At 47.1% G+C, this 12,168-nt stretch carries 10 protein-coding genes and 1 riboswitch; all 10 genes read left to right on the top strand.

The genetic code is table 11. The features are described from left to right. Nucleotides 1–107: 107 nt before the first annotated feature. The 10 genes from pyrP (at nt 108) to SC79_RS03505 (ending at nt 12,166) form a co-directional block, all read left to right on the top strand. Nucleotides 108–1,415, top strand: coding sequence for a uracil permease PyrP (gene pyrP / locus SC79_RS03460; RefSeq protein ID WP_039073903.1), 1,308 nt, complete (start codon nt 108–110; stop codon nt 1,413–1,415). A 144-nt stretch (nt 1,416–1,559) separates the two neighbouring features. Next, nucleotides 1,560–2,474, top strand: coding sequence for an aspartate carbamoyltransferase catalytic subunit (locus SC79_RS03465; protein WP_039073904.1), 915 nt, complete (start codon nt 1,560–1,562; stop codon nt 2,472–2,474). Further along, nucleotides 2,458–3,744, top strand: coding sequence for a dihydroorotase (locus SC79_RS03470; RefSeq protein ID WP_039073905.1), 1,287 nt, complete (start codon nt 2,458–2,460; stop codon nt 3,742–3,744). The genes SC79_RS03465 and SC79_RS03470 overlap by 17 nt, the downstream gene beginning before the upstream one ends. Further along, nucleotides 3,741–4,835 (top strand): carbamoyl phosphate synthase small subunit, encoded by a 1,095-nt coding sequence (locus SC79_RS03475; protein WP_039073906.1) that lies wholly within the window; start codon nt 3,741–3,743, stop codon nt 4,833–4,835. The genes SC79_RS03470 and SC79_RS03475 overlap by 4 nt, the downstream gene beginning before the upstream one ends. After that, the gene (carB, locus tag SC79_RS03480; RefSeq protein WP_039073907.1) at nt 4,820–8,035 is read left to right on the top strand and encodes a carbamoyl-phosphate synthase (glutamine-hydrolyzing) large subunit; all 3,216 of its coding nucleotides are present in this window, start codon (nt 4,820–4,822) and stop codon (nt 8,033–8,035) included. The genes SC79_RS03475 and carB overlap by 16 nt, the downstream gene beginning before the upstream one ends. Next, entirely contained in the window at nt 8,032–8,802 is a 771-nt protein-coding gene (gene pyrK / locus SC79_RS03485; protein ID WP_039073908.1) for a dihydroorotate oxidase B electron transfer subunit, read from the top strand. The genes carB and pyrK overlap by 4 nt, the downstream gene beginning before the upstream one ends. Next, nucleotides 8,802–9,737 (top strand): dihydroorotate dehydrogenase, encoded by a 936-nt coding sequence (locus SC79_RS03490; RefSeq protein ID WP_039073909.1) that lies wholly within the window; start codon nt 8,802–8,804, stop codon nt 9,735–9,737. Before pyrK ends, SC79_RS03490 begins: the two co-directional genes overlap by 1 nt. Continuing rightward, nucleotides 9,706–10,425: an orotidine-5'-phosphate decarboxylase gene (pyrF, locus tag SC79_RS03495; RefSeq protein WP_039073910.1), complete on the top strand. Its 720-nt coding sequence runs from the start codon at nt 9,706–9,708 to the stop codon at nt 10,423–10,425. Before SC79_RS03490 ends, pyrF begins: the two co-directional genes overlap by 32 nt. Continuing rightward, nucleotides 10,422–11,054, top strand: coding sequence for an orotate phosphoribosyltransferase (pyrE, locus tag SC79_RS03500; RefSeq protein WP_039073911.1), 633 nt, complete (start codon nt 10,422–10,424; stop codon nt 11,052–11,054). Before pyrF ends, pyrE begins: the two co-directional genes overlap by 4 nt. 144 nt (nt 11,055–11,198) lie before the next feature. Beyond that, nucleotides 11,199–11,304, top strand: a riboswitch (SAM riboswitch). Between the two features lie 160 nt (nt 11,305–11,464). Then, nucleotides 11,465–12,166, top strand: coding sequence for a phosphoadenylyl-sulfate reductase (locus tag SC79_RS03505; RefSeq protein WP_039073912.1), 702 nt, complete (start codon nt 11,465–11,467; stop codon nt 12,164–12,166). The last annotated feature ends 2 nt before the right edge of the window (nt 12,167–12,168 follow it).

Below are 12,168 nucleotides of genomic sequence, written 5' to 3' on the forward strand. Positions count from 1 at the left end.
TTCGGCAGGTCTTTGTATGCCTCTTTGCGTAAAAATAGCAAAGAGGTTTTTTTATACAGTCATTGAGTCATCCTAATATAAAGTTAACAATCAGGGGGAAAATCATCATGAGTAAGAAAAAAGTAAATTTAGGAGTCAGGGATGTCCCGACACCTTTTTCTTGGGTTTCATTCAGCCTGCAGCATTTGTTTGCCATGTTTGGTGCAACGATTTTGGTTCCGAAGCTGGTCGGAATGAGTCCTGCTGTGGCATTGGTGACAAGCGGCATCGGGACACTGGCTTACCTTCTCATTACGAAAGGGCAAATTCCTGCGTATCTCGGTTCATCTTTCGCTTTTATTTCTCCGATCATACTGGTCAAAGCGACCGGCGGGCCGGGAGCGGCCATGGTCGGAGCGTTTCTTGCAGGGTTAGTGTATGGGCTGATTGCCTTATTCATCAGGCAGCTTGGAACAGGCTGGCTGATGAAGGTTCTCCCTCCTGTAGTCGTAGGCCCTGTTATTATCGTCATCGGGCTGGGGCTGGCAAGCACTGCGGTAAACATGGCGATGTACGCTGATCCGAACGCGAGTGAATTGGTCTACAGCTTAAAGCATTTTAGTGTCGCAGGGGTTACGTTGGCCATCACGATTATATGCGCAATTTACTTACGAGGATTTTTAAGCCTGATTCCGGTTCTGATTGGCATTATCGGCGGATACCTATTTGCCCTTACACAAGGGATTGTCAACTTCCAGCCGGTGCTTGACGCGAAATGGTTTGCAGTGCCTGAATTTATCATCCCGTTCAAAGACTATTCACCGTCAATAACACTCGGCATCGCAGCGGCAATGGTTCCTGTCGCGTTTGTGACAATGTCTGAGCACATCGGCCACCAAATGGTGCTAAGCAAAGTTGTCGGACAAGATTTCATTAAAAAGCCGGGGCTTCATCGCTCCATCATGGGTGACAGCGTGGCGACAATTCTGGCTTCCCTGATCGGCGGTCCGCCGACAACGACTTACGGAGAAAACATTGGCGTGCTGGCCATTACAAGAGTATTCAGCGTCTTTGTCATCGGCGGCGCTGCAGTGATTGCATTATGCTTCGGTTTTATCGGCAAAATCTCAGCGCTGATCAGTTCAGTGCCGTCAGCGGTCATGGGAGGCGTCTCCTTCCTGCTGTTCGGAATCATCGCTTCGAGCGGCCTGAGAATGCTGATTGACAACAAAATTGATTATGAAAACAACAGAAACCTCATTATCACATCGGTTATCCTTGTGATTGGTGTAGGAGGCGCGTTTATCCAAGTGTCTAAAGGAGGATTCCAAGTATCAGGAATGGCGCTTGCTGCGATTGTCGGTGTCATCTTAAACCTGATTCTTCCGCAGGCGAAAGAAGAGCAGGCGGATACGTCTGAACAACATCATATTTAAAACCTTTTAATGAAAGTCCAGAGAGGCTTGGAAGGGTTATGAAGAGAAGGAAGCTTCAATGCTGCCCTCTATTTAACCATACCCCGAGTCTATCTTAGACCGGGGTTTTTTCAGCCTTAAAGTTGAAATGAGAGGGGAAAGAACATGAAGCATTTAACGACGATGAGTGAACTCAGCACTGAGGAAATCAAAGATTTGCTTCAAACAGCACGCGATCTCAAAAGCGGAAACACAGACAATGGGCTTGCGGGGAAATTTGCAGCGAACCTGTTTTTTGAACCGAGCACAAGAACACGGTTCAGCTTCGAAGTCGCGGAAAAAAAGCTGGGCATGAATGTCCTGAACCTTGATGGAACAAGCACAAGTGTGCAAAAAGGCGAAACCCTATATGACACCATCCGGACGCTTGAATCAATCGGTGTGGACGTATGCGTCATCAGGCACAGTGAAGATGAGTACTATAAAGAGCTTATCAGCCAGGTGAATATCCCGATTCTGAATGCCGGGGACGGATGCGGCCAGCATCCGACACAATCACTGCTTGATGTCATGACGATTTATGAAGAGTTCAATACGTTCAAAGGTCTTACCGTCTCCATTCATGGCGATATCAAGCACAGCAGAGTGGCAAGGTCGAATGCGGAGGTTTTGGCAAGACTGGGTGCCCGCGTACTGTTTTCCGGTCCTTCGGAATGGCAGGATGAAGAAAACACATTCGGCACGTATGTCTCAATGGATGAAGCAGTTGAGTCTTCCGATGTCGTGATGCTGCTGCGCATTCAAAATGAAAGACATCAGTCCGCTCGCAGCCAAGACGGTTATTTAAACAAATACGGCTTGACCGTAGAACGGGCTGAGCGTATGAAGCAGCATGCGATCATTATGCATCCTGCTCCGGTAAACAGAGGAGTGGAGATTGATGACAGCTTAGTAGAAAGCGAAAAATCAAGAATCTTCAAGCAAATGCAAAACGGCGTATTTATCAGAATGGCAGTGATACAGCGTGCCTTACAAACCAAAGTGAAAAGAGGAGAAGCAGCGTATGTCATATCTCATTAAAAACGGCTGGATACTTAACGAAAATGGTGAAAAAAGAGAAGCGGATATTCGAGTGACAGGAGAAATCATTTCCGAAGTCGGCAAGCTTGATGCAGCGGAGGGAGAAACGGTCATTGATGCAAACGGATTGCTCGTTTCACCTGGGTTTGTCGATCTCCACGTCCACTTTAGAGAGCCGGGCGGTGAGAAGAAAGAAACCATTGAAACCGGAGCAAAAGCAGCGGCGCGCGGCGGATATACAACTGTCGCGGCAATGCCGAATACGCGGCCGGTTCCTGATACGAAGGAGCAAATGGAATGGGTGCAAAACAGAATTAAAGAAACCTCATGCGTCAGAGTTCTTCCATATGCATCCATTACGATCAGACAAATCGGTGATGAGATGACAAACTTTGAAGCTTTAACAGAAGCCGGAGCATTTGCTTTTACAGATGACGGCGTCGGTATACAGACAGCAGGAATGATGTATGAAGCGATGAAACGGGCAGCTGCGATCGACAAAGCGATTGTTGCACATTGCGAAGATAACTCCTTAATTTACGGAGGAAGTGTGCATGAGGGAACATTCTCAAAAGCAAACGGGCTCAACGGCATTCCTTCTGTGTGTGAATCGGTTCATATTGCCCGCGATGTATTGCTGGCTGAGGCGGCAGGCTGTCATTACCATGTATGCCATATCAGCACAAAAGAGTCTGTCAGGGTCGTACGCGATGCGAAAAAAGCGGGAATCAAAGTGACAGCAGAAGTGTCACCGCATCATTTGCTCCTTTGTGATGAGGACATTCCAGGACTTGACACAAATTATAAAATGAATCCTCCGCTTCGCAGCGCAGAAGACAGAGCTGCTTTAATCGAGGGTCTTTTAGATGGAACAATTGATTTTATCGCAACAGATCATGCGCCGCATACAGAAGAAGAGAAAAACACAGAAATGAAGCTGGCGCCATTCGGAATTGTCGGTTTAGAAACAGCATTCCCGCTTCTTTACACACACTTTGTCAAAAATGGCAGCTGGTCGCTGAAACAGCTGATTGATTACATGACAATCAAACCATGCGAAGCGTTCGGTCTCCCATACGGAACATTACAAACGGGGCAAGTTGCCGATATGACGTTAATTGATTTGGAAAAAGAAGCGGCGATCGACAAAGAGACATTTTTATCAAAAGGAAAAAACACACCATTCAACGGCATCAGCTGCACCGGCTGGCCGGTCGCCACAATTGCGGCAGGGAAGCTTGCTTATGAAGAGGGGAGACTTGTCAAATGAAGAGACGATTAGTACTGGAAAACGGAGCGGTATTCGAGGGAAAAGCCTTCGGAAGCTTAGAACACAGCATGGGAGAAGTCGTTTTTAACACTGGGATGACAGGCTATCAGGAAATTTTATCTGATCCTTCTTACTGCGGGCAGATCGTAACATTAACGTATCCGCTTATTGGGAATTACGGCATTAACCGTGATGATTTCGAATCCATTACCCCTTTTGTAAAAGGGCTGGTCGTCAAAGAATTGTGTGAACTGCCTTCAAACTGGCGTTCAGCATACACTTTAGACGAATATTTAAAAATGAAGAACATTCCAGGACTGCAGGGAATTGATACAAGAAAACTGACAAGAATGATCCGCACATCAGGCGCGCTGAAAGGAACATTCGCTGCACCAGATGAAGATATCGAAGCAGTGCTGAAAAGGCTCACTGAAACTGAACTCCCGAGAAATCAAGTATCCCAAGTATCAGCCAAAACAGCATATCCGAGCCCGGGAAGAGGCAAGCGTATCGTCTTGGTTGACTTCGGCATGAAGCACGGCATTCTTAGAGAGCTGAACAAACGGAAATGCGACGTTATTGTTGTGCCTTACAACATTACAGCGGAAGAAGTGCTACAGCTGAAACCGGACGGCATCATGCTTTCTAATGGACCTGGGGATCCGAAAGATGTGCCTGAAGCGATTGAAATGATCAAAGGTATTCTCGGAAAAGTGCCATTATTCGGAATATGCCTCGGTCACCAGTTATTTGCGCTGGCGTGCGGAGCGAATACTGAAAAAATGAAATTCGGCCACAGGGGCTCAAACCATCCGGTAAAAGAGCTGGCCACAGGAAAAGTAGCTTTAACATCCCAAAACCATGGCTATACAGTGTCATCCATCAGCGAAACAGAGCTGGAAGTGACACATATCGCAATTAACGACGATACGATTGAGGGGCTCAAGCATAAAACATTACCGGCATTTACGGTTCAATATCATCCCGAAGCTTCGCCAGGCCCTGAGGATGCCAACCATCTATTTGACAGATTCATCGAAATGATCGAAACAACAGAGAAAGAAGGGGAAGCGGTATGCCAAAACGCGTAGACATTAACAAAATTTTAGTAATCGGGTCTGGACCGATCATCATCGGCCAAGCAGCGGAATTTGACTATGCGGGAACGCAAGCCTGCCTTGCGTTGAAAGAAGAAGGCTATGAAGTCATCCTTGTCAACTCAAACCCTGCCACGATCATGACAGATACAGAAATGGCTGACCGGGTGTACATCGAACCGCTCACCCCTGAATTCCTGACGCGAATCATCAGAAAAGAGCGACCGGATGCGATTCTTCCTACACTTGGAGGCCAAACCGGCTTGAATCTTGCGGTTGAGCTTTCTGAAAGAGGCGTGCTGGAAGAGTGCGGCGTCGAAGTGCTTGGAACGAAGCTGTCTGCGATTCAGCAGGCCGAAGACCGCGACTTGTTTAGAAGACTGATGAATGAGCTGAATGAACCGGTGCCTGAAAGTGAGATCATCCACTCCCTGGAAGAAGCAGAAGCCTTCGTCAGCCAAATTGGATTCCCTGTCATTGTCCGCCCGGCATATACATTAGGCGGAACAGGCGGCGGCATCTGCTCGAATGAAACTGAGCTGAAAGAAATTGTGGAGAACGGCTTAAAATTAAGCCCGGTTCACCAATGTCTGCTTGAAAAAAGCATCGCCGGCTATAAAGAAATCGAATATGAAGTCATGAGAGACAGCCAAGACCACGCCATTGTCGTTTGTAATATGGAAAATATTGATCCGGTCGGAATCCATACTGGCGACAGCATTGTTGTCGCGCCGAGCCAAACGCTCAGCGATCGCGAATATCAGCTCTTGCGGAATGTATCATTAAAACTCATTCGCGCGCTTGGAATTGAAGGCGGGTGTAACGTACAGCTCGCTTTAGATCCAGACAGCTTCCAATACTATATTATTGAGGTAAACCCGCGTGTCAGCCGTTCATCCGCTCTTGCGTCAAAAGCGACGGGATATCCGATTGCGAAGCTTGCTGCTAAAATTGCCGTCGGCCTTTCGTTAGATGAAATGATGAATCCGGTAACAGGAAAAACATATGCAGCATTTGAACCGGCTCTTGACTATGTCGTCTCCAAAATTCCGCGCTGGCCGTTTGATAAGTTTGAATCAGCAAACAGAAAGCTCGGCACGCAAATGAAAGCGACAGGAGAGGTCATGGCGATCGGCCGCACGCTCGAAGAGTCACTGCTGAAGGCTGTGCGTTCACTGGAAGCGGATGTGTATCATCTTGAATTGAAAGACGCTGCTGACATTTCAGATGAGCTTCTTGAAAAACGAATTAAAAAAGCCGGTGATGAACGCTTATTCTACTTAGCTGAAGCGTACAGAAGAGGCTACACGGTAGAAGACCTCCATGAATTTTCCGCAATCGATGTTTTCTTCCTGCATAAGCTGTTCGGAATCGTACAGTTTGAAAAAGAACTGAAGGCAAAAGCGGGCGATACGGATGTGTTGAGACAGGCAAAAGAACTCGGATTCTCTGATCAGTACATCAGCCGTGAGTGGAAAATGAAAGAATCGGAGCTTTATAGCTTAAGAAAGCAAGCGGGAATTGCGCCGGTATTCAAAATGGTAGATACGTGTGCTGCGGAATTTGAATCAGAAACGCCATACTTTTACAGCACATATGAAGAGGAAAATGAATCTGTCGTTACAGAAAAGAAAAGTGTGATCGTGCTTGGTTCCGGTCCGATTCGAATCGGTCAGGGTGTTGAGTTTGACTACGCAACTGTTCACTCTGTGTGGGCGATTAAACAGGCAGGCTATGAAGCCATTATTGTCAATAACAACCCGGAAACCGTTTCAACAGACTTCAGCATCTCAGACAAGCTGTATTTTGAACCGCTTACGATTGAAGATGTCATGCACATCATTGATCTCGAACAGCCAATGGGGGTTGTCGTACAATTCGGCGGACAAACTGCCATTAACCTGGCAGACGAGCTTTCTGCACGCGGAGTCAACATCCTCGGGACTTCATTAGAAGATCTAGACCGTGCGGAAGACCGGGATAAATTTGAACATGCGCTTGGAGCTCTTGGTGTTCCGCAGCCGCTTGGAAAAACAGCGACATCAGTTGAGCAGGCGGTCAGCATCGCGAGTAACATCGGCTATCCGGTATTGGTGCGCCCTTCCTATGTACTTGGCGGCCGGGCGATGGAGATTGTGTATCATGAGGAAGAGCTGCTTCATTACATGAAAAACGCAGTCAAAATCAATCCGCAGCACCCTGTATTAATTGACAGATATTTAACCGGGAAAGAAATTGAAGTGGATGCAGTATCTGACGGTGAAACAGTTGTCATTCCGGGAATTATGGAGCACATTGAACGGGCGGGCGTTCACTCCGGAGACTCAATTGCGGTTTATCCGCCTCAGTCTCTCACAGAAGACATTCAGAAAAAAATTGAACAATACACGATCGCATTAGCCAAAGGGCTGAACATTGTCGGGTTGCTCAATATCCAATTCGTCTTATCACAAGGCGAAGTGTACGTGCTTGAAGTCAATCCAAGATCAAGCAGAACCGTACCGTTCTTAAGTAAAATTACGGGTATCCCAATGGCAAACCTCGCCACAAAAGTCATTCTCGGCCAAAAACTGGCTGAGTTCGGCTACGCCGAGGGCCTTCAGCCTGAACAGCAAGGGGTGTTTGTAAAAGCACCGGTCTTCTCCTTCGCTAAGCTGAGAAGAGTGGACATTACGCTAGGCCCTGAAATGAAATCAACTGGTGAGGTCATGGGGAAAGATTCCACCCTTGAAAAAGCGCTCTATAAAGCGTTGATTGCTTCAGGCATTCAAATCCCTAACTACGGTTCCGTGCTTTTAACAGTGGCTGATAAGGACAAAGAAGAAGGGCTTGCTGTCGCTAAGAGGTTTCATGCGATCGGCTACAACATTTTAGCGACGGAAGGAACGGCAGGTTATCTGAAAGAAGCCTCCATTCCAGCGAAGGTCGTCGGAAAAATCGGCCAGGACGGCCCGAACTTGCTTGATGTGATCAGAAACGGAGAAGCGCAGTTTGTCATCAATACGCTGACAAAAGGAAAGCAGCCGGCAAGAGACGGATTTAGAATCAGACGTGAATCAGTAGAAAACGGTGTTGCCTGCTTGACGTCATTAGATACGGCAGAAGCGATATTGCGAGTGCTTGAAAGCATGACATTCCGTGCTGATCAAATGCCGGCAGTCAACACAAATCAGGAGGCGGCAGTCACAATATGAAAAAAGCGTATTTGACAGTATGTTCTAACCAGCAAATTGCAGACCGGGTGTATCAAATGGTTCTGAAAGGAGAACTTGTCCAAGGGTTTACAACCCCGGGGCAGTTCCTCCATCTTAAAGTGAGCGAAGCGGTTACGCCTCTTTTGCGAAGGCCAATCAGCATCGCCGACGTCAACTTTGAAAAAAATGAAGTCACCATCATTTATCGAGTAGATGGGGAAGGGACAAGACTCTTATCTCTGAAGCAACGAGGGGAACTTGTGGATGTCCTCGGGCCATTGGGAAATGGCTTTCCTGTCAATGAAGTCCAACCCGGAAAGACGGCTTTGCTGGTGGGAGGCGGTGTAGGTGTGCCGCCTCTCCAAGAGCTGTCGAAACGCTTGCGCGAAAAAGGGATAAAGGTCATACACGTGTTAGGATTCCAATCGGCAAAGGATATTTTTTACGAAGAAGAGTGCCGGCAATACGGAGACACATATGTGGCAACAGCTGACGGAAGCTATGGGGAGACCGGATTTGTCACAGATGTGATAAAACAGAAAAACTTAGAGTTTGATATTCTTCTTAGTTGCGGGCCGACACCGATGCTGAAGGCGTTAAAGCAGGAATATGCCCATAAAGAAGTTTACCTGTCCATGGAGGAACGAATGGGCTGCGGTATTGGGGCATGCTTCGCGTGTGTGTGCCACACAAACGAAAGTGAGACATCCTACGTAAAAGTATGTCTCGACGGGCCTGTATTTAAAGCTCAGGAGGTGGCGCTGTAATGCTAGAGGTGAAATTGCCGGGACTTGATTTGAAAAATCCGATCATTCCTGCATCAGGCTGCTTCGGTTTTGGAAAAGAATTTGCGCGTTTTTATGATTTATCTTGTCTCGGAGCCATTATGATCAAAGCGACGACGAAGGAGCCTCGCTTCGGGAATCCGACCCCGAGGGTAGCTGAGACTGGCGCTGGAATGCTCAATGCGATCGGTCTGCAAAACCCGGGGCTGGAAAGCGTTTTGCAAAATGAGCTGCCGTGGCTTGAGCAGTTTGATACGCCGATCATCGCCAATGTCGCAGGTTCCAAAGTCGAGGATTATGTACAGGTCGCGGCGCATATTAGTAAAGCGTCCAACGTTCATGCACTTGAGTTGAACATTTCCTGCCCAAATGTGAAAACAGGCGGAATCGCTTTTGGCACGAACCCAGAAATGGCTGCCGATTTGACAAAAGCGGTTAAAGAGGTTTCAGATGTGCCTGTTTATGTGAAGCTTTCCCCGAACGTGGCAAATATCACAGAAATTGCATCAGCGATCGAAGAGGCGGGAGCGGACGGTCTTACGATGATTAACACATTAATCGGCATGAGGCTTGATTTAACATCAGGCAAGCCGATATTAGCGAATCAAACAGGCGGGCTTTCCGGACCTGCTGTGAAGCCGGTTGCCATTCGCATGGTGTATGAAGTCAGTCAGGCTGTCAACATCCCGATTATCGGAATGGGAGGCGTGCAGACGGCAGAAGATGCACTGGAGTTTCTTCTCGCAGGAGCAAGCGCGGTCGCTGTCGGAACGGCAAACTTTGTGAATCCTTTTGCATGCCCGGACATGATTGAACAGCTGCCATCTGTATTGCGCCAATACGGCTATGAATCAATTGAAGAATGTATTGGAAGGAGCTGGAACCATGAAAAACGACCTGCCCATCATCGCGCTTGATTTTGCATCAGCTGAAGAAACACTTGCGTTCTTAGCGCCTTTTCAGCAAAACCCGTTATATGTAAAGGTTGGAATGGAGCTTTTTTATCAAGAAGGGCCGTCGATTGTTAAACAACTAAAAGAAAGAGAGTGCCAGCTGTTTTTAGATTTAAAGCTACATGACATCCCGACCACTGTGCACAAAGCGATGAAGCGCCTAGCAGCTCTTGGGATAGACCTCGTCAATGTTCATGCGGCCGGAGGCAAAAAAATGATGCAAGCAGCTCTGGAAGGCTTAGAAGAAGGGACGCCATCCGGAAAAAAACGCCCGTCCCTTATCGCGGTAACCCAGCTGACAAGCACATCTGAACAAATCATGAAAGATGAATTGCTGATCGAAAAGCCTTTGATTGACACGGTCGTCCACTACAGCAAACTAACAGAAGAAAGCGGATTGGATGGAGTGGTCTGCTCTGTTCATGAAGCAAAAGCCATTTACCAAGCGGTGCCGTCTTCATTTCTGACTATCACTCCAGGGATCAGGCTGTCAGAAGACGCTGCGAATGACCAAATCCGCGTAGCGACACCTGCAATTGCAAGAGAGAAAGGGTCATCCGCAATTGTAGTAGGACGCTCGATTACAAAAGCGAAAGACCCAGTAAAAGCCTATGAAGCCGTCAGACTCGACTGGGAGGGAATCAAATCATGAAGCAAATCATCGCAAAACATCTATTAGACATCCAAGCTGTATTTTTACGCCCGAACGAGCCATTTACATGGGCAAGCGGCATTTTATCGCCAATCTACTGTGACAACCGCCTTACGCTATCTTTCCCGGAAGTCAGAAATGATGTGGCCTCAGGCATCCGCAAGCTTGTCGAAGAGCATTTTCCTGAAGCTGAAATGATTGCGGGAACAGCGACAGCCGGTATTCCTCATGCTGCTCTGGCGGCTGACCGTTTGAACCTTCCGATGTGTTATGTGAGAAGCAAGCCGAAAGCGCACGGAAAAGGCAATCAGATTGAGGGAGCTGTGCAAAAGGGGCAAAAAACGGTCGTCATTGAAGACTTAATCTCTACAGGAGGCAGCGTGCTTGAAGCTGCGGCAGCTTTACAAGCGGCTGGCTGTGAAGTGCTTGGTGTCGTCTCAATCTTTACGTACGGGCTTTCTCAAGCGCAGGAAGCGTTTGCGAAGGCAGAACTGCCATACTACTCTTTAACTGATTATGATGTGCTCACACAGGTCGCGCTTGAAAACGGAAATATTCATTCAGGGGATTTAGATAAGCTGAAAATGTGGAAACAAAATCCCGAGTCAAAAGATTGGTTTAAAAAATAACAAATAAATTTCGCTGATGCACAGAGACCTCAAAGCCTTGATGCAGTTGAAAACAGGCCCCGAGGTCTGTTTTTTTATTAATCCTATAAAAAAAGTCGGGTTGACTTATGTTAGAATTGTGCTAAAATTTACTACAAATCTAAAAACTTATCAAGAGCGGCTGAGGGACTGGACCTATGAAGCCCGGCAACCTGCACAGTTTGTAAGGTGCTACTTCCAGCAAAATGAAATTCATTTTGAAAGATAAGGGCTGCATGCTGTTCTTGTCTTTCTTTCCGCCGGATTGAAAGTTTTTTATTTTAAGAGGAAGAAGGGATGGCGGCAATCACCGCAGCCGCGCATGACATTACAATTGGAAAAAGGCAATCAGCAGAAAGCGGCTGTTTGTCTCCGAAAGGAGGAAAGAAGAAATGTTAACGTATGATAATTGGGAAGAGCCAACGATTACATTTCCGGAAGACGATCCTTATAAAGGAGCGCTGTCAGTTTTAAAGTGGGCATACGGCCATTACGGCAATCAGCTTGTTTATGCCTGCAGTTTCGGAATTGAGGGAATCGTTCTGATTGACTTAATTTATAAAGTGAAAAAAGACGCAGAGATTGTGTTTCTTGATACAGGACTTCATTTTAAAGAAACCTATGAAACGATTGAACGAGTGAAAGAGCGTTATCCGGGTCTTCATATCATCCTGAAAAAACCAGATCTCACGCTTGAGGAGCAAGCTGGTGAATATGGCGACAAACTGTGGGAGAGAGAACCGAATCAATGCTGCTATCTCAGAAAGATCGTTCCTTTAAGAGAGGCGCTTTCGGGACATCCGGCCTGGCTTTCCGGTCTGCGCCGTGATCAAGGGCCGAGCCGTGCCAATACGAATTTCTTAAACAAAGATGAAAAATTCAAATCAGTAAAAGTATGTCCGCTTATCCACTGGACTTGGAAAGACATTTGGAGATACACATCCCGGAATGAGCTGGACTACAATCCGCTTCATGACCAAGGATATCCAAGTATTGGCTGCGCGCCTTGTACCGCTCCAGCTTTTACTGCAGAGGATTTACGCTCAGGAAGATGGAATGGTATGGCGAAAACAGAATGCGGACTGCATGAATAAGG

This window comes from Bacillus sp. MSP13 (assembly GCF_000815295.1).
GTDB lineage: Bacteria > Bacillota > Bacilli > Bacillales > Bacillaceae > Bacillus > Bacillus vallismortis.